The organism is Pseudomonas sp. HMSC067G02, assembly GCF_001813485.1.
Lineage (GTDB): Bacteria > Pseudomonadota > Gammaproteobacteria > Pseudomonadales > Pseudomonadaceae > Pseudomonas > Pseudomonas aeruginosa.
In genome coordinates this window covers 145397-165865 of sequence record NZ_KV812729.1, presented here as the reverse complement: position 1 = coordinate 165865, position 20469 = coordinate 145397, and the positions used below count along the sequence as shown (strand labels likewise).

The window sequence follows — 20469 nt, the reverse complement described above, 5'->3', positions numbered from 1 at the left end:
CGTTATTCGCCCTACCGACCCCGTGTAGAAGGCGGTCGATGCCGGCGCCTCGATGGAAGCGCCACTCAGGCCGCCAGGCGGCCGCCGGCGATCGCCTCGGAGGCCTTGAGCATGGCCCGCAACAGCACCGCGCAACCGGCGGCCAGGTCGTCGGGGCTGGCGTTCTCGATCTCGTTGTGGCTGATGCCGTTCTCGCAGGGCACGAAGATCATCCCCGCCGGACCGAGTTCGGCGAGGAAGATCGCGTCGTGGCCGGCGCCGCTGACGATGTCCATCTGCGGCATGCCCAGCGCCTGCGCCGCCTCGCGCACCGCGCCGACGCATCCCTGGTCGAAGTACAGCGGCGGGAAATCGGCGGTCGGCACCAGCTCGTATTGCAAGCCATGCGTCTCGCAGGTCGCGGCGATCACCTGGCGGACTTCGGCGATCATCGAGTCCAGGCGCTCCGGTTGCAGATGGCGGAAGTCCAGGGTCATCTTCACTTCGCCGGGTATCACGTTGCGCGAGCCGGGATAGGCGTGCAGGCAGCCGACCGTGCCGCAAGCATGCGGCTGATGGCCGAGGGCCGCGCGATTGACCGCCTCGACCACCGCCGCGGCACCGACCAGGGCGTCCTTGCGCAGGTGCATCGGCGTTGGCCCGGCGTGTGCCTCGACGCCGCGCAGGGACAGGTCGAACCATTTCTGCCCGAGCGCGCCGAGCACCACGCCGATGGTCTTCTCCTCGTCCTCGAGGATCGGCCCCTGTTCGATGTGCGCCTCGAAATAGGCGCCCACCGGATGTCCGAGGCAATCGCGCGCTCCCGCGTAGCCGATGGCGTCCAGCGCCTCGCCTACGCTGACACCGTCGGCATCGCGCTTGGCCAGGGTCTCCTCCAGGGTGAACTTCCCGGCGAATACGCCCGAGCCCATCATGCAGGGCGCGAAGCGCGAGCCTTCCTCGTTGGTCCACACCACCACCTCCAGCGGCGCCTCGGTTTCCACCCCGAGGTCGTTGAGGGTGCGGATCACCTCGAGGCCGGCCATCACCCCGAAGCAGCCGTCGAACTTGCCACCGGTGGGCTGGGTGTCGATGTGGCTACCGGTCATCACCGGGGGCAAGTCCGGGTTACGCCCGGGACGACGGGCGAAGATGTTGCCGACCCGATCGACGCTGACCGTGCAGCCGGCCGCTTCGCACCATTGCACGAAGAGATCGCGGGCCTGGCGGTCGAGATCGCTCAGGGCCAGGCGGCAGACCCCACCCTTGGCGGTGGCGCCGAGGCGGGCGAGATCCATCAGCGATTGCCAGAGGCGCTGGCCATCGATGTGTCGCTGGGTGGATTGCAGGACGTTCCGGGCAGTGCTCATTGTCGTCTCCTCAGGCTTGGAGTGGGTGTCGGCGGCTCGCCGGCCGCCTGTATGCCCATCAGGGCAGCGGTTTGGCCAATGCCGCCGGGCTCCGCGCGCGGCGGCCGCAGAGGCCGTAGTAGAGCGCGCCGCCGAGCAGCGAGCCGGTGAACCAGCCGTAGTCGTAGAACCAGTGGAATTGGCGGTTGCCGAGGGCCATGACGGTCAGCGCCACCGGCACCGCGAAGGCGGCGAAGCCGGGCCAGTTCCAGGCCGGGTAGACGTCGTCGCGGTAGAGTCCGGCGAGGTCGAGGCGTTGCCTGCGCACCAGGAAGTAGTCCACCACCATGATCCCCGCGATCGGCCCGAGCAGGCTGGAGTAGCCGAGCAGCCAGTTGGAGTAGACGCTTTCCAGGCTGAGGTCGGAAACGATCCAGCCGAGCTTCTTCAGCAACTCGTGGGCCATCAGCGCCAGGCCGATGAAACCGGTGAGCCAGACGGCGCGGGTGCGGCCGATGAGTTTCGGTGCGATGTTCTGGAAGTCGTTGGTCGGCGAGACGATGTTCGCCGCGGTGTTGGTCGAGAGGGTGGCGACGATGATCAGCGCCATCGCCACCGCCACCCAGCCGGGGCTGGGGATGTGGCCGATTAGGCTGACCGGGTCGGAAACCGTCTCGCCCACCAGCGAGGCCGAGGCGGCGGTCATCACCACGCCGAGGGCGGCGAACAGGAACATGGTCAGCGGCAGGCCGAAGATCTGCCCGAGTATCTGGTCCTTCTGGCTACGCGCATAGCGGCTGAAGTCGGGGATGTTCAGCGACAGCGTGGCCCAGAAGCCGACCATCGCCGTCAGCCCGGCCATGAAGTAGCCGGTGACGCTGGCGCCTTCCGGCCGCTTCGGCGGCTGCGCCAGCAGTTCACTGACCGATATGTGCGGCAGCGCCCACACCAGCAGGCCGAGGCCGACCAGCACCAGCAGCGGTGCCGAGAGTGTCTCCAGCCATTTGATCGACTCCGCGCCGCGCAGCACCACCCACAGGTTCAGCCCCCAGAACAGGAGGAAACCGATCACCTCGCCGGTGCCGCCGAGGGCCTTCCAGGCGGGAAAGATCGAACCGAGGAAGAGATGGATCGCCAGCCCGCCGAACAGCGTCTGGATGCCGAACCAGCCGCACGCGACCACGGCGCGGATCAGGCATGGCACGTTGGAGCCGATGATGCCGAACGAAGCGCGCAGCAGCACCGGGAAGGGAATGCCGTAGCGGGTGCCGGCGAAGGCATTGAGGGTCAGCGGGATCAGCACCACCAGGTTGGCCAGCAGGATCGCCAGCAGCGCTTCGCCGACGCTGAGGCCGAAGTAGGCGGTGAGGACGCCGCCGAGGGTGTAGGTGGGCACGCAGATGGACATGCCGATCCACAGCGCGGTGATGTGCCACCTGTTCCAGGTACGCTGTTCCACCCGGGTCGGGGCGATGTCGTGGTTGTAGCGGGGACTGTCGAGTACGTCGCTGCCGGCGGACAGCTCGACCAAGCCGTCGCGCTCGGTCACTTCCGATCTGCTCTGTTGCATGGGCCTCTCCAGAATTCTTTTAGTTATTCGCTCATCGGGCTAATGCGATGGCCGGAGTACCGCACCACCAGTACTGCACCTCCGGTCCGGACAATGCCGTGGCGGGCGGCACTCAATAAGCGTGCCGAAAACCCCGCGACGTCACTGGGCAGGCCGGTCTACTGGAGGTAACCGACTGATCTGAAACACTTCATCGACAACGTCGGTGACACGCCGACGGGCAGTCCGGCGTGTCACCGGGGGAAATGCGCGAGCCTGTCGCCCCGGTCAGGAACCAAAGGAGTGCAGGCGAACTTTTTTCATCTCCCCACAACCGCTCGAACACGGCTTTCAAGCGGCTGATTTTGCATGGGAAATCTCGACCTTTTTGAATTCTTGTCAAGCGCGTCAAAATGGTGAGAACCCTCACCATTTTGGTGATATTTATTTTTAATTATTTAAAATCAACAATTTACAAACTAAAACAACCATTTGAAAATAATCTTGCTCAATCGATGATCAGCATCTAGATTCGAATCCTGTCATCGCTGACAGGATTACAGAAGCCCTCGGCGCATGGCGAAAAAACAATTTCAAGAACCGGCAACGACCGGTCAGCCTGCGAGGAAAGACGGCATGTCCCTGTTGATCCGTGGCGCCACCGTGGTTACTCACGAAGAGAGTTATCGAGCCGACGTGCTCTGTGCCAACGGCCTCATCCAGGCCATCGGCGAGAACCTCGCCCCCCCCTCCGGCTGCGACGTCCTCGACGGCGGTGGCCAGTACCTGATGCCGGGCGGCATCGACCCCCATACCCACATGCAGTTGCCCTTCATGGGCACGGTGGCCAGCGAGGACTTCTTCAGCGGCACCGCGGCCGGGCTGGCCGGAGGGACCACCTCGATCATCGACTTCGTCATCCCCAACCCGCGACAGTCACTGCTGGAGGCCTTCCACACCTGGCGCGGCTGGGCGCAGAAATCCGCTGCGGACTACGGCTTCCACGTCGCCATCACCTGGTGGAGCGACGAGGTCGCCCGGGAAATGGGCGAGCTGGTGGCACAGCACGGGGTGAACAGCTTCAAGCACTTCATGGCCTACAAGAACGCCATCATGGCCGCCGACGATACCCTGGTGGCCAGCTTCGAGCGCTGCCTGGAGCTGGGCGCGGTGCCGACGGTGCACGCGGAGAACGGCGAACTGGTCTTCCACCTGCAGCAGAAACTCCTCGCCCAGGGCCTCACCGGCCCCGAGGCGCATCCGCTGTCGCGTCCGCCGCAAGTCGAGGGCGAGGCCGCCAGCCGCGCCATCCGCATCGCCGAGACGCTGGGTACGCCGCTGTACCTGGTGCATATTTCCAGCCGCGAGGCGCTGGACGAGATCGCCTATGCCCGCGCCAAGGGCCAGCCGGTCTACGGCGAGGTGCTGGCCGGGCACCTGCTGCTCGACGACAGCGTCTACCGCCACCCGGACTGGGCCACCGCGGCCGGCTACGTGATGAGCCCGCCGTTCCGTCCCGTCGAACACCAGGAAGCGCTGTGGCGCGGCCTGCAGTCCGGCAACCTGCATACCACCGCCACCGACCACTGCTGCTTCTGCGCCGAGCAGAAGGCCATGGGCCGCGACGACTTCAGCAAGATTCCCAATGGCACGGCCGGCATCGAGGACCGCATGGCGTTACTGTGGGACGCCGGGGTCAACAGCGGGCGCCTGTCGATGCACGAGTTCGTCGCGCTGACCTCCACCAACACCGCGAAGATCTTCAACCTGTTCCCGCGCAAGGGCGCGATCCGCGTCGGCGCGGATGCCGACCTGGTGCTCTGGGACCCGCAGGGCAGCCGCACCCTCTCGGCCGCCACCCACCACCAGCGGGTCGATTTCAACATCTTCGAAGGTCGCACCGTGCGCGGCATTCCCAGCCACACCATCAGCCAGGGCAAGCTGCTCTGGGCCGCCGGCGACCTGCGCGCCGAACCCGGCGCCGGACGCTACGTGGAGCGCCCGGCCTACCCGTCGGTGTACGAAGTGCTCGGCCGCCGCGCCGAACGCCAGCGCCCGGTCGCCGTCGAGCGCTGATCCTTCCCGCAATACCGGACCGGCCCGTAGAGGCCGGACGGTGCCGTATTGCCGTTGACTGCCCCGAGAAGAAACCAGAAGAGAGGCTACAACCGTGATCGATTCCCTGAACCACCTCCCCCGTCCGGACGCCGGCGCGGACACGCTCGCCGAGCGCTTCGCCGACCTCGCGCCGCCGCTCAACGCCCGCCAGGCCGCCCTGGAAAGCGCCCGCTGCCTGTACTGCTACGACGCGCCCTGCGTCAACGCCTGCCCGACCGAGATCGACATCCCCGGGTTCATCCGCAGCATCGCCCAGGAGAATGTCCAGGGCGCGGCGCAGAAGATCCTCTCGGCGAACATCCTCGGCGGCAGCTGCGCCCGCGTCTGCCCCACGGAAATCCTCTGCCAGCGGGCCTGCGTACGCAACAACGCCCAGGAATGCGCACCGGTGCTGATCGGCCAGTTGCAACGCTACGCCCTCGACCACGCTGGCTTCGGCGAACATCCGTTCAAGCGCTCGCCGGCCACCGGCAAGCGCATCGCCGTGGTCGGCGCCGGGCCGGCCGGGCTGTCCTGCGCCCACCGCCTGGCCATGCACGGCCACGACGTGGTGCTCTTCGAGGCCCGCGCCAAGGCCGGCGGCCTCAACGAGTACGGCATCGCCCGCTACAAGCTGGTGGACGACTTCGCCCGGCGCGAAGTGGAATTCCTCCTGCAGATCGGCGGTATCGAACTGCGCCACGGCCAGCGTCTCGGCGACAACCTGGCGCTCGGCGCCCTGCACGACGAGTACGACGCGGTGTTCCTCGGCATCGGCCTGGCCGCCAGCAAGCGCCTCGGCCTGGAAGACGAGGACGCCCCCGGCCTGCTCGCCGCCACCGACTACATCCGCGAACTGCGGCAGAGCGACGACCTGCTCGACCTGCCCGTCGCCGACCGTTGCATCGTCATCGGCGCCGGCAACACCGCCATCGACATGGCGGTGCAGATGAGCCGGCTCGGCGCCCGCGACGTCAACCTGGTCTACCGCCGTGGCTTCGAGGAAATGGGCGCCACCGGCCATGAGCAGGAGATCGCCAAGGCCAGCCAGGTGCGCCTGCTGACCTGGGCCCGACCGGAACGGGTACTGCTTGACGAGCACGGCCGGGTGCGCGGCATGCGCTTCGCCCGCACGCGCCTGGAGAACGGTCGCCTGGGCGACACCGGCGAGCACTTCGAACTGGCCGCCGACGCCATCTTCAAGGCTATCGGCCAGGCCTTCGAAGGCGCCAGCCTGGGCGATCCGCTGGCAGCGCAACTGCGGCGCGACGGCGAGCGCATCCAGGTCGACGGACAGATGCGCACCAGCATCCCCGGCATCTACGCCGGCGGCGACTGCGTGGCGCTCGGCGAGGACCTCACCGTGCAGGCGGTGCAGCACGGCAAACTGGCGGCGGAAGCGATCCACGCCCAACTCATGCTCAACGTGGAGGCTGCGTGATGGCCGACCTGTCTATCGAATTCGCCGGCATCAAGTCGCCCAACCCCTTCTGGCTGGCCTCCGCGCCGCCCACCGACAAGGCCTACAACGTGGTCCGCGCCTACCAGGCGGGCTGGGGCGGGGTGGTCTGGAAGACCCTCGGCGAAGACCCCGCGGCGGTCAACGTGTCGTCGCGTTATTCCGCGCACTTCGGACCGAACCGCCAGGTGCAGGGGATCAACAACATCGAGCTGATCACCGACCGCTCGCTGGAGATCAACCTGCGCGAGATCGCCCAGGTGAAGAAGGACTGGCCGGACCGCGCGCTGATCGTGTCGCTGATGGTGCCCTGCGTCGAGGAGTCGTGGAAATACATCCTGCCGCTGGTGGAAGCCACCGGCGCCGACGGCATCGAGCTGAACTTCGGTTGTCCCCACGGCATGCCCGAGCGCGGCATGGGCGCGGCGGTGGGCCAGGTACCGGAGTACGTGGAGATGGTCACCCGCTGGTGCAAGACCCACTGCTCGCTGCCGGTGATCGTCAAGCTCACCCCCAACATCACCGACATCCGCCAGTCGGCGCGCGCCGCCCATCGCGGCGGCGCCGACGCGGTGTCGCTGATCAACACCATCAACTCGATCACCAGCGTCGACCTGGAGCGCATGGTCGCCCTCCCCGTGGTCGGCACCCAGAGCACCCACGGCGGCTACTGCGGCTCGGCGGTGAAGCCGATCGCCCTGAACATGGTCGCCGAGATCGCCCGCGACCTGCAGACCCGCGGCCTGCCGATCTGCGGCATCGGCGGTATCGGCAACTGGCGCGACGCAGCGGAATTCGTCGCGCTCGGCTGCGGCGCGGTGCAGGTATGCACGGCGGCGATGCTGCACGGCTTCCGTATCGTCGAGGACATGCAGGACGGTCTCGCGCGCTGGATGGACAGCCATGGCTACCAGCGGCTGTCCGACTTCAGCGGCGGCGCGGTGGGCAATACCACCGACTGGAAGTACCTGGACATCAACTACCAGGTGATCGCCCGCATCGACCAGGACGCCTGCATCGGTTGCGGCCGCTGCCATATCGCCTGCGAGGACACCTCGCACCAGGCCATCGCCAGCCTGCCCCGGGCCGACGGTACGCACCGCTACGAAGTGATCGACGCCGAGTGCGTGGGCTGCAACCTGTGCCAGATCACCTGTCCGGTGGAGAACTGCATCGAAATGGTGCCGCAGGACACCGGCAAGCCCTATCTCAACTGGACCCAGGATCCGCGCAACCCCTACCGCGAAGCCTCCTGAACGCAGGGCGGCGCCCGCATCCCCGGCGGACGCCGCCCTGCCGCGCGCCGGCACGCTTCCTGCGTGCCGCTGCGGTCCGACGACGCGCAACGGCGTCTGTCGGATCGACCCGCCTTCGACTACCATTCGCCGCGGCCCGGCCGACGCTCCCGGACGGCCGGCGCCCCACGGAGACTCGCGCATGTCCGCAGACAGCAACTACAGCCAGCAACCGGTCCCGCTGGCGGCGCGCAAGAGCGCGCTGGCCCTGAGCGTGGTGATGCTCGGCCTGACCTTCTTTTCCGCCAGCATGTGGACCGGCGGCACCCTCGGCACCGGCCTGAGCTACGACGACTTCTTCCTCGCCGTGCTGCTGGGCAACCTGATGCTCGGCCTGTACACCGCGATCCTCGGCTTCATCGGCGCGCGCACCGGCCTTTCCACCCACCTGCTGGCGCATTACTCGTTCGGCAGCAAGGGCTCCTGGCTGCCCTCGGCGCTGCTCGGCGGCACCCAGGTCGGCTGGTTCGGCGTCGGCGTAGCGATGTTCGCCATCCCGGTGGCCAAGGCCACCGGCCTCGACGTCAACCTGCTGATCCTGGTCTCCGGGGCGCTGATGACCCTCACGGTGTTCTTCGGCATCGCCGGTCTGACCCTGCTGTCGGCCATCGCGGTCCCGGCGATCGTCGTCCTCGGCAGCTACTCGGTGTGGCTCGCGGTGCGCGACGCCGGCGGCCTGGCGGCGCTGCAGCAGGTGACGCCGAGCGCGCCGCTGAGCCTCTCGACCGCGATCGCCTTGGTGGTCGGCTCGTTCGTCAGCGCCGGCACCCTCACCGCCGACTTCGTCCGCTTCGGCCGCAGCGCGCGTACCGCCGTGGTGGTGTGCCTGGTGGCGTTCTTCCTCGGCAACTCGCTGATGTTCATCTTCGGCGCGGCCGGCGCGGCGGCGGTGGGCAAGTCGGACATCTCCGACGTGATGATCGCCCAGGGCCTGCTGATCCCGGCGATCCTGGTCCTCGGCCTGAACATCTGGACCACCAACGACAACGCGCTGTATGCCTCCGGCCTCGGCTTCGCCAACATCACCGGCCTCTCCAGCCGCTTCCTGGCGATGCTCAACGGCGCCCTCGGCACCCTCGCCGCGCTCTGGCTGTACAACCACTTCGTCGGCTGGCTGACCTTCCTCTCCGCCGCCATCCCGCCCATCGGCGGGGTGATCATCGCCGACTACCTGAGTCGCCGCCGGCGCTACCGCCAGCACCCCTGCGCGGACATCCAGGCGATCAACTGGGCGGCGATCCTCGCCGTCGCCTGCGGCACCGCCGCCGGCCACTGGCTGCCGGGGATAGTGCCGGTCAACGCGGTGCTCGGCGCCGCCATCGCCTACCTGTTGCTCAATCCCCTGCTGAGCCGCAGCCCGAACAAACCAGAAGAGGTCCTCCATGCTGATTGACAACCTGCGCCTGCGCGGCCGCGAAGGTCTCTGGCAACTGCGTGTCGCCGATGGCCGTATCGCCGCCCTGGTGCCGATGGAACAGGCCGCCGACGACGCCGGCGAGCGCCTGGACGGCGCCGGCGGTCTTGCCGTGCCGCCGTTCATCGAGCCGCACATCCATCTCGACACCACCCAGACCGCCGGCCAGCCGGAGTGGAACCGCTCCGGCACGCTGTTCGAAGGCATCGAGCGCTGGGCCCAGCGCAAGGCCCTGCTCAGCCACGAGGACGTCAAGCAGCGCGCCTGGCAGACCCTGAAATGGCAGATCGCCAACGGCGTGCAGCACGTGCGCAGCCACGTCGACGTCTCCGACCCGACCCTCACCGCGCTCAAGGCCATGCTCGAGGTGCGCGGCGAAGTGGCGCCCTGGGTCGACCTGCAGATCGTCGCCTTCCCCCAGGAGGGCATTCTCTCCTACCCCAACGGCCTGGAACTGCTGGAGGAGTCGCTGCGCCTGGGAGCCGACGTGGTGGGGGCGATCCCGCATTTCGAATTCACCCGCGAGCTGGGCGTCGAGTCGCTGCACAAGGCCATCGACCTGGCCAAGCGCTACGACCTGCCGGTGGACGTGCATTGCGACGAGATCGACGACGAGCAGTCGCGCTTCCTCGAGACCCTGGCCATGCTCGCCCATCGCGACGGCCTCGGCGCACGGGTCACCGCCAGCCACACCACGGCGATGCACTCCTACAACGGCGCCTACACCTCGCGGCTGTTCCGCCTGCTGAAACTGTCGGGAATCAACTTCGTCGCCAACCCGCTGGTGAACATCCACCTGCAGGGTCGCTTCGACGACTACCCGAAGCGCCGCGGCATCACCCGGGTCAAGGAACTGCTCGGTGCCGGGATCAACACCTGCTTCGGCCACGACGACGTGTTCGACCCCTGGTACCCGCTGGGCACCGCGAACATGCTGCAGGTGCTGCACATGGGCCTGCACGTGACGCAGATGATGGGCTACGACGAGATCGACGGCGGCCTCGACCTGATCACCCGCAACAGCGCCCGCACCCTCGGCCTGCGGGAATACGGCATCGAGGTCGGCCATCCGGCCAACCTGCTGGTGCTGCCGGCCCGCGACGGCTTCGACGCGGTGCGCCGGCAGGTCCCGGTGCGCTACTCGATCCGCGGCGGACGGCTGCTCGCCGAGACGGTCCCGGCGCAGACCACGGTGTTCCTCGAACAGGCGGAAGCGGTGGACTTCACCCGCGCCAGCTGAGCCTTCGCCGGAGCCTTCTAGCGAAGGCTCCGCTGCTCAGGGCTCCAATCCGATTCCGCGCAGGACCACGCTGGTCACCGTCTGTACCGCCCTTTCGAACTGCATGTCGCTGAGCGGCTGGTGGCCGTTGAGCACCTCGACCTGGTAGCCGAAGTCGGCGTAGTGCTGGGTGGAGGCCCAGATCATGTAGAGCAGGCTGCTCGGTTCGATCGACAGGATGCGCTTTTCCTCGACCCACTGGCGGATCTTCGCCTCCTTCATCTTGGCCCATTCGTAGAGGCTGTCGTCGAGGGTGGCGCCGAGCAGCGGCGCGCCATGCATGATTTCGTTGGCCCAGACCTTGGAGCCATGCGGGCGGGTGCGCGAATGGTTCATCTTCGCGCGGATATAGCTGGTCAATACCACCCTTGGGTCATCGAACATCTCGAAGCAGAGGGCGTCCTGCTTCCAGACCTCGAGCAGGCCGAGGAGGACGTCGCGGTACAGCTCGTCCTTGGTGCTGAAGTAGTAGTGCAGGTTGGAGCGCGGCAGTTCGGCTTCTTCGGCGATATTGCCCATGGAGGTGCCGGCGTAGCCTTTTTCGGCGAAGACTTTTTCGGCGGCCAGGAGAATCTTCTCGACGTTGCGGCGGCGGATCTCGATCTTGTGTGTGCCCATGTGCGATCCATTACTGCGAATTCAACCAAGGCTACCAGCAAATCCGGGCGTGCGGCGACGCCCAGTCTTGCCAGGTAGCCCCTCTCAGCGACGCTTCGGACGGCGGCCGCGCAGGCGACGCCAGCCGATCCAGCAGCCGCTGGCGCAGACCACCAGGCCGCCGAGGCTGAAACCGAGCATCCACAGGTCCCACAGCGGACGCCGGGTCAGCAGCGGCAGCCAGTCCCAGCTATGCAACAGGGAAAACAGCCAGCGGCTGCCGCGCCGACCGTCGTCGAGCACGCCAACCACCGCGCCGCTGTAGGGATCCAGGTGCACCCAGGTATGCCGGGGATCGTCGAAACGCAGGCGCCAGACCGGCAGGCGCCGTTCCAGGTAGCCCATCATGCTGTGTTCTTCGCGCGGGTAGTAATAGAAGTCGTAGCGTTCCAACCGTTCGGCCTGCATCGGCACGCCCGGCAGCAGCGCGCGAGCCGCCGCCAGCAGGCGATCCGCGGGTAGCTCGCGGAGGATTTCGCCATCCGCCGTCAGCAGCAGGCTGTTGCCGCTGGCGCTGCGCCCGAGCGCATAGGGCTCGCCGTCGAGCGCCCGCCACTCCAGCTCGCGCACCCGCAACCCGGCGGCACGCAAGCGCCGCAGGACAGCGTCCGCCTCCAGTCCGGCGGGCAGCGCCCGGTCCCAGCTACCGCCCTGGTAGGCCGCGAGGTCGAGCGGCGTGCCGCGGCCGAACAGGTTCCACGGATTCATCGACATCAGCCCGCTGAAGATCCAGCTCAGCACCAGCGCGCCGAAGAGCAGGCCGGCGAGGTGGTGCCAGCGCTGGAAACCGCCCGCATAGGGCGAGCGCGAGCCGCTGCGGTAGGGCTTGCGGAAGCGCCAGCGGAGCAGGCCGACGAGGATGCCGAGGACGGTCGCCAGGGTCGCCAGCAGCGACAGGCCGATCACCAGGTTCGCCCACTGCCCGTCGAACCAGCCGCCGCGCAGCGGATAGAGCCAGTGCAACCAGGCGCCGAGCCAGTTCCAGGCGCGCTCCCGGCGGCTGGCGTCGCGTACCACCTCGCCGGTCTGCGAGGACAGGTAGAGCAGCCGGCCCTGCTCGTCCGCGGTCTGCACCCGCCATAGCGGCCGGTGCGGATCGAGGTTGCGGGTATGGGTCCAGGCGTCTTCCTCGATCCGCCCTTGCAACTGCATCGGTACTTCGCCGCTGAAAGCACGGGCCGAAGCCAGCACCCTGTCCGCGTCCACCGCCAGCGGTCGGCCGTCGCGCGCCGCCAACGCACGCGTGCGTCCGTCGGCATCGTCCAGCAGGTAGGTCGGCAGGCCTCCTACGCTGGCCAGCCGGATGCTCCGCGGGGTCTTTCCATCGCCGCCGGCGAGGGCCGTCCGCAGCGGTACGCAGGCCTCGCAGCCGTCCAGCTCGGGCAGGTGGGCCAGGCGTTCCAGCGGAGTCAGCTTGGGATAGCCGACATACAGCATGACCATGCCGGAGACGAACCAGAGCACCATCAGCAGGCAGCAGCCGATGCCCAGCCAGCGGTGCCACAGGTACAGGTAGCGTTTCATCGACGACTCCTCAGAAGCGCGTCTGCACGCTCAGCTCGAAGGTGCGCGGGTCGCCGACGTAGTACAGCGGCGTGCTCTGCACGAAGCGCGCGTAGACCTCGTCGGTGAGGTTGCGCACGCGCCCGGTGATCCGCGTGCGCTCGTCCAGCCGGTAGCTGAGGAAAGTCCCGTAGACCGTGTAGGACGGCACGTGCCAGGTGTTGGCGTTGTTGGCGTACACCGAGGACACGTAGCGCGCGTCCACCCCGCCCTGCCAGGCCGGGTCGAAGTCGTAGGTCAGCCACAGGTTGCCGACCCGCTCCGGCACGTTCGGCGGCGTCTTGCCCTTGCGCGAGACGGCGACGCCGCCGACGTTCTCGGTGAACTCGTCGTACTGCGCGTCGACCCAGGCGAAATTGCCCTCGGCCAGCAGCTTCGGGGTGATCCGCAGGGAGGCGGCGGCCTCGATGCCCCTGGAGGTCTGCTGGCCCACCGGCACGCTGAGGTTGGGGTTGTTCGGGTCGGCCACCGAGAAGTCCCGGCGGACGATGCGGTAGGCGGCCAGGGTGGCGCTGCCGCGACCGTCGAGGAAATCGAACTTGCTGCCCAGCTCCCACTGGTCGCCGGTGGACAGGTCGTAGTCGCGGACCTGGCCGAAGCTGGCGCTGGTCAGCACCCCGCCCGGCGGGTCGGCGGCGGTACTGTATTGCAGGTAGACGTTGGCGTGCGGGGTGAACTGGTAGACCAGCCCGGCGCGCCCGGTGAGCACGTCCCAGCGCCGTTCGAAGTGTGCAGGATCGCTGGCGGTCACCGTCCGATGGTTGCGCACGTCGAGGTCGAGGTGGTCGTAGCGCAGCCCGGTGACCAGCGACAGCTCGTCGGTCAGGCCCAGGCGGTTCTCGGCGAACAACGCGCTGGTGCGCACCTCGTTGCTGCGGTCCTTCCGGTGGCCGGGACGCATGCCCGGCAGGTCGTAGAAGTGGCCCGGCTCGAAACTGGCCGGATCGACCGTACCGAACGGCCCGGAGGCGGTACTCGGGAAGCGCGTCTGCTTGTTGATGCTGTAGTCGAAGCCCAGCGCCCAGTCGCTGGCCAGTCCGAACAGCGGCTGGCTGTGCTGTAGCTCGAAGCGGTTGCCGTTGAGCTGCTGGTCGTGGCGCTGGAGGAATGCGTTGGAGCGCACCACCCCGCTGTTGTCGGCGTTGTAGCGGTAGGTCTCGAGGTTGCGGTAATCGCGCTCGGCGTCGTAGTGGTAGAAGGTGTTGCGCCAGCGCGTGCTGTCGCTGACCCGGTATTCGAGGATCGAGCGCAGCCAGCGCACGCGCTGTTCGTAGCGGCCATCGGCGACGTTGTAGTTCTCGCGGCGACGGCTCTTGTCGATCTTCAGCTCGCCGGCGTAGGGATTGAGCACCGGTGTGCCCCAGTAGGGGCTGTCTTCCTGCTCGTCCTGGTACTCCAGGGCCAGGGTGTGGGAAAGGTCCGGGGTCAGGTCGCTGAGCAGGGAGAAAGCGACGTTCCACGATTCGCGCGAATTGCGGTCGACGTAGCCGTTGCCGCCGCTGCGGCTGACGTCCAGGCGCACGAAGTGCTTCGGCTCGGGGCCGATGCCCAGGGCCTGGTTGAAGCCGAAGGCGACTTCCGAATCGTCGTAGCTGCCGTAGCGCACCCGGCCTTCCATGAAATCGCCGTAGCGGTCGGCGAGCTTGCTGATGTAGTCCAGCGAGCCGCCGACGGCACCGGCGCCGTTGAGGAAGGAGGACGGACCGCCGACCAGCTCGACGCGGTCGACGATCCAGTCGTCCAGCGGACGCATGGCGCTGCTGTATTGCACCGGAATGCCGTTGAACAACTGGTTGACCTGGTTCGAGCTGAAGCCGCGGTAGGTGACGAAGCCGCCGAAGCCGGGCGGCGCCGAGGCGTTCACGCCGGGCAGGCTGTTGGCGATGTCCTGGGTGCTGCGCAGGCCGCGCCGCTCGAAGCTGGCACGGTTGGCCACGCTTACCGAGCCGGGAGTCTCGCGCAGGCTCAGGCCCAGGCGCGAGCCGCCGCCGGCGCTGTCGTCGAGATCGAGGGCCGGCGGGGTTTCCCCGGCGGCGCCGGCGCTGACGGTGAGGGCGGGCAGTTCGGTGGGTTCCTCATCGGCCCAGAGCAAGGCCGGAACGCCGGCCAGGGTGAGGTTGAGACCCAGCGCGAGGACGCGGCGGGCCGTGGAGTGCTTTTTCATCGAGCGATCCTGAAGCAAGGCATGGTGGGCGCGCCCGCCTCGCCCGGATGGACAGCGGCGAGCGCTGCGCGGACGAGGCAGGACGGGCGACGGATGCAAATGCCCGGCGCGGCGGGCGTTCAGGATCAGGCGGGGGAAGCGCGCGGGTTGGCCGGCGGCCAGACGTACCGGGGCGGCACCGGCTCGCGCGTGGCGGGCGGGCGGAAACGCGCCTGGCGTCGCCGTTGCAAGCGCCAGGACCAGATCACCCCGAGCGCGACGAACAGCACCAGGGCGCTGCACATCGGGCAGCTCACCGGCAACTGGGGATTGACCGGTACCGGATCGCCGGCGGACCCGTCGTCGGGATCCAGGGATAGCCATTGGCTGGCACCGGCGACGCAGAACAGCCCGACGCTGGCCTTCTGCCCTTTGTCGCTGCCCACTCCCAGCGCCTGCAGGTGCAGGACGCCGCAAGCCAGCGCGTTGACCAGCACGCAGGCACAGAGGGCGAAGCTCAGCCACTGCAGCAGCGGTGAGCGGGAGATGGGAGCGATTCTCATGACCGCGCACTCTAGCATCCTGACACGCAAATTCCCCGCGCTTCTGCGCTGCGGTGCATCGCCGCAGCCCGAGGGCGCGACGCACGGCGACGAGCGGCGTATCAGGGGTGACTTGGGAGTTTCATGTGGCGCCGCTATAATCGCCCGCTCAGGCGGCCCTTTCGGGTCGCTCCCGCCTTCCGTTCGAGGGGCGCTGCAGCAGGCCTAGGCCTGTCAGGCTCGAACGGAGCGCGCTCTCAGGCCGGCCTCGCCGGTCTGTCAACGCACCAACGGCGCCCATTCGCAGACAACGAATGGAGAGTTACGCATGAGCGCTGTCATGACGCCCGCCGGTTTCACCGACTACAAGGTCGCCGACATCACCCTGGCCGCCTGGGGCCGCCGCGAGCTGATCATCGCCGAATCGGAAATGCCCGCACTGATGGGCCTGCGCCGCAAGTATGCCGGCCAGCAGCCGCTGAAAGGCGCGAAGATCCTCGGTTGCATCCACATGACCATCCAGACCGGCGTGCTGATCGAGACCCTGGTCGCGCTGGGCGCCGAAGTCCGCTGGTCGAGCTGCAACATCTTCTCCACCCAGGACCAGGCCGCCGCCGCCATCGCCGCCGCCGGCATCCCGGTGTTCGCCTGGAAGGGCGAGACCGAGGAAGAGTACGAATGGTGCATCGAGCAGACCATCCTCAAGGACGGCCAGCCCTGGGACGCCAACATGGTGCTGGACGACGGCGGTGACCTGACCGAGATCCTGCACAAGAAATACCCGCAGATGCTCGAGCGCATCCACGGCATCACCGAAGAGACCACCACCGGGGTCCACCGCCTGCTCGACATGCTCAAGAACGGCACCCTGAAAGTCCCGGCGATCAACGTCAACGACTCGGTGACCAAGAGCAAGAACGACAACAAGTACGGCTGCCGCCATAGCCTCAACGACGCCATCAAGCGCGGCACCGACCACCTGCTGTCGGGCAAGCAGGCCCTGGTGATCGGCTACGGCGACGTGGGCAAGGGCTCCTCGCAGTCGCTGCGCCAGGAAGGCATGATCGTCAAGGTCGCGGAAGTCGACCCGATCTGCGCCATGCAAGCCTGCATGGACGGCTTCGAAGTCGTCTCGCCGTACAAGAACGGCATCAACGACGGCACCGAGGCCAGCATCGACGCCGCGCTGCTGGGCAAGATCGACCTGATCGTCACCACCACCGGCAACGTCAACGTCTGCGACGCCAACATGCTCAAGGCGCTGAAGAAGCGCGCGGTGGTCTGCAACATCGGCCACTTCGACAACGAGATCGACACCGCCTTCATGCGCAAGAACTGGGCCTGGGAAGAGGTCAAGCCGCAGGTGCACAAGATCCACCGCACCGGCAAGGACGGTTTCGACGCGCACAACGACGACTACCTGATCCTTCTCGCTGAGGGCCGCCTGGTCAACCTGGGCAACGCCACCGGCCATCCGAGCCGGATCATGGACGGTTCCTTCGCCAACCAGGTGCTGGCGCAGATCCACCTGTTCGAGCAGAAGTACGCCGACCTGCCGGCCGCCGAGAAGGCCAAGCGCCTGAGCGTCGAAGTGCTGCCGAAGAAGCTCGACGAGGAAGTGGCCCTGGAGATGGTCAAGGGCTTCGGCGGCGTGGTCACCCAACTGACCCCGAAACAGGCCGAGTACATCGGCGTGAGCGTGGAAGGCCCGTTCAAGCCGGACACCTATCGCTACTAAGCGGACCACGGGGCAGGCGCCATGCGCCTGCCCCGTTCGCATGAGCGCTCCCACGATGTCCACGCACCTCGCCGATCGCTACAACCAGGCCTGGCTGTTCGCCGCCCGCGCCCACCGCAACCAGACCCTCAGCGGCTCGCCGCTGCCTTATCTGGTGCACCTGGGCATGGTCGCCAACGAGCTGCTGGCCGCCGATCGCGACGGTGCCATCGAACGGCTCGGGGAAACCCTGCAGATCGCGGTCCTGCACGACACCCTGGAAGACACGGCGACCTCACCCGAGGAGCTGCGGCAACAGTTCGGCGAGTTCGTCTGTGCCGGCGTGCAGGCCCTGAGCAAGCGCGTGGGCGACGGCCCCAAGCGTTCCCTCGACGACTATCTCCAGGCGCTTGCCGAGGGCCCGGCGCAGTACGCCCTGGTCAAGCTGTGCGACCGCATCACCAACCTGCAGCCACCGCCGCAGACCTGGAACCAGGACAAGATCGCGAACTACCACCAGGAGTCGCAGCTGATCCTCGCTCGCCTCGGCCATGCCCACGCCGCGACGGCCCGACGCCTGCGGGAAAAAATCGAGCACTACCGCCAGTACTACTGAAGTACCCGGCGCTAGTCGGAATCAACAAGAAGAGGCGCGGCCGTGGTCGCGTCCAAGGAACCGATCATGAGTCAGAGCGAACGCCGTTTCAGCTTCGAGTTCTTCCCGGCGAAGACCGAGGCCGGCCATGAAAAGCTGTTGGCCACCGCCCGCAACCTGGCGGGCTACAAGCCCGACTTCTTCTCCTGCACCTACGGCGCCGGCGGATCCACCCGCGACCGCACGTTGAGTACCGTGCTGCAACTGGACGGCGAGGTGAAAGTGCCGACCGCGCCCCACCTGTCCTGTGTCGGCGACTCGAAAGCCGAGTTGCGCGAACTGCTCGGCCGCTACCGCGAGGCCGGCATCCGCCGCATCGTCGCCCTGCGCGGCGACCTGCCGTCGGGCATGGGCATGGCCAGCGGCGAACTGCGCTACGCCAACGAACTGGTGGACTTCATCCGCACCGAGACCGGCGACCACTTCCACATCGAGGTCGCCGCCTATCCGGAAGTCCACCCCCAGGCGCGCAGCTTCGAGGATGACCTGGCGAACTTCGTGCGCAAGGTGAAGGCCGGCGCCAGCAGCGCCATCACCCAGTACTTCTTCAACGCCGATGCCTATTTCTACTTCGTCGAGCGGGTCGCCAAGCTCGGCGTGGACATCCCGGTGGTCCCCGGCATCATGCCGATCACCAACTACTCCAAGCTGGCGCGCTTCTCCGACGCCTGCGGCGCCGAACTGCCGCGCTGGATCCGCAAGCAACTGGAAGCCTACGGCGACGACAGCCGCAGCATCCAGGCCTTCGGCGAGCAGGTCATCAGCGAGATGTGCGAACGCCTGCTGGAGGGCGGCGCACCGGGACTGCATTTCTATACTTTGAACCAGGCCGATCCGAGCCTGGCGATCTGGAAGAATCTCCAGCTGCCACGCTGATACCGCCCACGCGGTTCGGCCCGGCAGCGTATACCGGCAGGGAAGCCTCTCACGCGATCCACGACAGACATGGCCAACTCACGCAAGCATCTGATCTACCTGGTCTACGGGCGACAGACCTACCACCAGGAAGCCCTGTTCAGCATCGCCAGCGCCTTCGCCCACCTCCGCGACGGGGCGGCGCATGGCCTGACGGTCAGGGTCTATACCGACGACCCCAGTCCCTACGCCGGCCTGCCGGTGCAGGTCCGCGAAGTGACGGCCGAGGAGCTGGTCGCCTGGTGCCAACCGCACGGCTATCACTTCCGCGCCAAGCACGTGGCCCTGCGCGACGCCCTGGAAGACGCCGACCAGGCATTGCTGATCGACACCGATACCTTCTTCCACAGTTCGCCCCTGCGCCTGTTCGACCGCATCCAGCCCGGCAGCCTGCTGTGCAACGCGATCGGCGCGCGCTATGGCGAACACCGTAACTTCCCGCTCTACCGCGACCTCTCGCCCTACCTGTTCGAGCGCGGCTGGGCCGACGACGAGATGCACCAGCTCAACTCCGGCGTCATCGGCCTGCCTCGGGAAGAGGCGAAAATACTCGACCGTTCGTTGGAATTAATGGATGAACTCTATCCAATTGCCAACGGTGCCTATACTCTTGAGGAATTCGTCCTGGCCGTCGCCGCCCACAAGCGGCTGGAGCTGGTGGGTTGTACCGACCTGATCCACCATTACTGGAGCCGGAAACAGCTGTTCCGCGCGAAGATCCAGGCCTGGTTGTGCAAGCACGGTTCCTCCCTTCTCAGCGCTGCAGCCCTCGACGACACCCTCAAGGTGACCGATCGACTGCCACGCCCACCGCGTGCCAAGCGTCTGCTGTACAAGCTGGGAACCCTGCCGTTGCCGGCTCCGATGCGCCAGTTCAGTATCGAACTGCTCTACGGTTGCCACGAATATAGTAACGAGTTCGACCGGGCCTGCGGCCCCGTCTGGTGGGAGAAAGCCGCGACCAATGCCATCGAACGCTATCCGCAGGAACCGATTGCGGAACAAATCGAGGATTGGCTGAATCACAGCTTGCTGCGCAACCTCCTTGGCTCCCGGGCCAACGAGATCCGCCAGCATTTGCGCCAACGTGACCTGCTCTGACCGCAGCCCTCCGTTGACGCTGCCCCCGGCCCCCCCACCCAGGGCCGGGAGCGAACCGGCCAGCGCCCCCGACCAGGTGCGCGGCCATGCCCGCGAGGGCACCCGTTCGACACCGGCCACCGAGCGCATACGCAGCGCCGCGGCCAGACCTTCCGCCCTGGCCGACAGGGCCCGAAGGTAGACAGGAGTTCGCAGAACTTGGTGATTTCACAGCAGCCGGCCTCGCCCCGGCCCATATAGGAAAACCCGCATGTCCTTTTCTTCCCTCGGACTCTCCGAGGCGCTTGCCCGCGCTGTGGAGGCTGCGGGCTACAGCCAGCCCACTCCCGTGCAACAGCGGGCGATTCCCGCCGTGTTGCAAGGTCGCGACCTGATGGTTGCGGCACAGACCGGCACCGGCAAGACCGGTGGTTTCGCCCTGCCGGTACTGGAGCGCCTGTTCCCCGCCGGTCATCCCGACCGCGAACACCGCCACGGCCCGCGCCAGGCGCGCGTGCTGGTACTGACCCCGACCCGTGAGCTGGCCGCCCAGGTGCATGACAGCTTCAAGGTCTACGCCCGCGACCTGCCGCTGAACAGCACCTGCATCTTCGGCGGGGTTGGCATGAACCCGCAGATCCAGGCCCTGGCCAAGGGCGTCGACGTACTCGTCGCCTGCCCCGGCCGCCTGCTCGACCTGGCCGGGCAGAACAAGGTCGACCTGTCCCACGTGGAAATCCTCGTCCTCGACGAAGCCGACCGCATGCTCGACATGG

Annotated in this window: 16 protein-coding genes and 1 riboswitch; of the genes, 10 read left to right on the top strand and 6 right to left on the bottom strand. The window is 67.3% G+C overall.

The window, feature by feature from the left end:
* Nucleotides 1-65 precede the first annotated feature (65 nt).
* Together HMPREF2914_RS29590 and HMPREF2914_RS29585 are read right to left on the bottom strand one after the other, a co-directional pair.
* On the bottom strand, nt 66-1349 hold the full coding sequence (locus HMPREF2914_RS29590; protein WP_019396478.1) for a Zn-dependent hydrolase: 1284 nt from the start codon (nt 1347-1349) through the stop codon (nt 66-68).
* 58 nt (nt 1350-1407) lie between these two features.
* A complete protein-coding gene (locus tag HMPREF2914_RS29585) occupies nt 1408-2898 on the bottom strand; it encodes an NCS1 family nucleobase:cation symporter-1 (protein WP_003084674.1) in 1491 nt (496 codons plus the stop codon).
* Nucleotides 2899-3513: 615 nt separating this feature from the next.
* On the opposite strand from HMPREF2914_RS29585, the gene hydA reads away from it, so the two are divergent.
* The 5 genes from hydA (at nt 3514) to HMPREF2914_RS29555 (ending at nt 10382) form a co-directional block, all read left to right on the top strand.
* The gene (hydA, locus tag HMPREF2914_RS29575; RefSeq protein ID WP_023083905.1) at nt 3514-4953 is read left to right on the top strand and encodes a dihydropyrimidinase; all 1440 of its coding nucleotides are present in this window, start codon (nt 3514-3516) and stop codon (nt 4951-4953) included.
* A 94-nt stretch (nt 4954-5047) separates the two neighbouring features.
* A complete protein-coding gene (locus HMPREF2914_RS29570; protein ID WP_003084667.1) occupies nt 5048-6415 on the top strand; it encodes an NAD(P)-dependent oxidoreductase in 1368 nt (455 codons plus the stop codon).
* On the top strand, nt 6412-7689 hold the full coding sequence (gene preA / locus HMPREF2914_RS29565; RefSeq protein WP_083323312.1) for an NAD-dependent dihydropyrimidine dehydrogenase subunit PreA: 1278 nt from the start codon (nt 6412-6414) through the stop codon (nt 7687-7689). Before HMPREF2914_RS29570 ends, preA begins: the two co-directional genes overlap by 4 nt.
* Nucleotides 7690-7870: 181 nt before the next feature.
* Nucleotides 7871-9121, top strand: a complete 1251-nt coding sequence (codB, locus tag HMPREF2914_RS29560; protein ID WP_003084659.1) for a cytosine permease — start codon at nt 7871-7873, stop codon at nt 9119-9121.
* Nucleotides 9111-10382 (top strand): cytosine deaminase, encoded by a 1272-nt coding sequence (locus tag HMPREF2914_RS29555; RefSeq protein ID WP_003084657.1) that lies wholly within the window; start codon nt 9111-9113, stop codon nt 10380-10382. Before codB ends, HMPREF2914_RS29555 begins: the two co-directional genes overlap by 11 nt.
* A gap of 36 nt (nt 10383-10418) precedes the next feature.
* Here HMPREF2914_RS29555 and HMPREF2914_RS29550 read toward each other — a convergent pair whose 3' ends face one another.
* The 4 genes from HMPREF2914_RS29550 to HMPREF2914_RS29535 all read right to left on the bottom strand — a co-directional run bounded on the left by HMPREF2914_RS29550 (nt 10419) and on the right by HMPREF2914_RS29535 (nt 15347).
* On the bottom strand, nt 10419-11039 hold the full coding sequence (locus HMPREF2914_RS29550) for a TetR/AcrR family transcriptional regulator (RefSeq protein WP_003084655.1): 621 nt from the start codon (nt 11037-11039) through the stop codon (nt 10419-10421).
* Between the two features lie 84 nt (nt 11040-11123).
* The gene (locus HMPREF2914_RS29545) at nt 11124-12602 is read right to left on the bottom strand and encodes a PepSY domain-containing protein (protein ID WP_003118826.1); all 1479 of its coding nucleotides are present in this window, start codon (nt 12600-12602) and stop codon (nt 11124-11126) included.
* A gap of 10 nt (nt 12603-12612) precedes the next feature.
* Complete coding sequence (locus HMPREF2914_RS29540; protein ID WP_003084649.1) at nt 12613-14805, bottom strand: TonB-dependent receptor; 2193 nt, start codon at nt 14803-14805, stop codon at nt 12613-12615.
* Nucleotides 14806-14930: 125 nt separating this feature from the next.
* Nucleotides 14931-15347 carry a DUF2946 domain-containing protein gene (locus tag HMPREF2914_RS29535; protein ID WP_003160904.1) on the bottom strand — a complete coding sequence of 139 codons (417 nt, stop codon included), beginning with the start codon at nt 15345-15347 and terminating at the stop codon, nt 14931-14933.
* 179 nt (nt 15348-15526) lie between these two features.
* Nucleotides 15527-15632, top strand: a riboswitch (S-adenosyl-L-homocysteine riboswitch).
* Between the two features lie 22 nt (nt 15633-15654).
* Between HMPREF2914_RS29535 and ahcY the strand changes: the two genes are divergently transcribed.
* From ahcY to HMPREF2914_RS29510, 5 genes are all read left to right on the top strand, one after another.
* A complete protein-coding gene (gene ahcY, locus HMPREF2914_RS29530) occupies nt 15655-17064 on the top strand; it encodes an adenosylhomocysteinase (protein WP_003099900.1) in 1410 nt (469 codons plus the stop codon).
* 40 nt (nt 17065-17104) lie between these two features.
* Complete coding sequence (locus HMPREF2914_RS29525; RefSeq protein ID WP_003118822.1) at nt 17105-17659, top strand: HD domain-containing protein; 555 nt, start codon at nt 17105-17107, stop codon at nt 17657-17659.
* Between the two features lie 66 nt (nt 17660-17725).
* Entirely contained in the window at nt 17726-18574 is an 849-nt protein-coding gene (gene metF / locus HMPREF2914_RS29520; RefSeq protein ID WP_003084639.1) for a methylenetetrahydrofolate reductase [NAD(P)H], read from the top strand.
* Nucleotides 18575-18643: 69 nt separating this feature from the next.
* Complete coding sequence (locus HMPREF2914_RS29515) at nt 18644-19714, top strand: hypothetical protein (RefSeq protein ID WP_003084637.1); 1071 nt, start codon at nt 18644-18646, stop codon at nt 19712-19714.
* 250 nt (nt 19715-19964) lie between these two features.
* On the top strand, nt 19965-20469 hold a 505-nt coding region (locus HMPREF2914_RS29510), incomplete at its 3' end, for a DEAD/DEAH box helicase (protein ID WP_049262439.1).

Bases quoted from the DNA above. Each gene is read 5' to 3' on its own strand.
- HMPREF2914_RS29590 (WP_019396478.1), bottom strand. From the start codon at position 1,349: ATGAGCACTGCCCGGAACGTCCTGCAATCCACCCAGCGACACATCGAT.
- HMPREF2914_RS29585 (WP_003084674.1), bottom strand. From the start codon at position 2,898: ATGCAACAGAGCAGATCGGAAGTGACCGAGCGCGACGGCTTGGTCGAG.
- hydA (WP_023083905.1), top strand. From the start codon at position 3,514: ATGTCCCTGTTGATCCGTGGCGCCACCGTGGTTACTCACGAAGAGAGT.
- codB (WP_003084659.1), top strand. From the start codon at position 7,871: ATGTCCGCAGACAGCAACTACAGCCAGCAACCGGTCCCGCTGGCGGCG.
- HMPREF2914_RS29555 (WP_003084657.1), top strand. From the start codon at position 9,111: ATGCTGATTGACAACCTGCGCCTGCGCGGCCGCGAAGGTCTCTGGCAA.
- HMPREF2914_RS29550 (WP_003084655.1), bottom strand. From the start codon at position 11,039: ATGGGCACACACAAGATCGAGATCCGCCGCCGCAACGTCGAGAAGATT.
- HMPREF2914_RS29545 (WP_003118826.1), bottom strand. From the start codon at position 12,602: ATGAAACGCTACCTGTACCTGTGGCACCGCTGGCTGGGCATCGGCTGC.
- HMPREF2914_RS29540 (WP_003084649.1), bottom strand. From the start codon at position 14,805: ATGAAAAAGCACTCCACGGCCCGCCGCGTCCTCGCGCTGGGTCTCAAC.
- HMPREF2914_RS29535 (WP_003160904.1), bottom strand. From the start codon at position 15,347: ATGAGAATCGCTCCCATCTCCCGCTCACCGCTGCTGCAGTGGCTGAGC.
- ahcY (WP_003099900.1), top strand. From the start codon at position 15,655: ATGAGCGCTGTCATGACGCCCGCCGGTTTCACCGACTACAAGGTCGCC.
- HMPREF2914_RS29525 (WP_003118822.1), top strand. From the start codon at position 17,105: ATGAGCGCTCCCACGATGTCCACGCACCTCGCCGATCGCTACAACCAG.
- metF (WP_003084639.1), top strand. From the start codon at position 17,726: ATGAGTCAGAGCGAACGCCGTTTCAGCTTCGAGTTCTTCCCGGCGAAG.
- HMPREF2914_RS29515 (WP_003084637.1), top strand. From the start codon at position 18,644: ATGGCCAACTCACGCAAGCATCTGATCTACCTGGTCTACGGGCGACAG.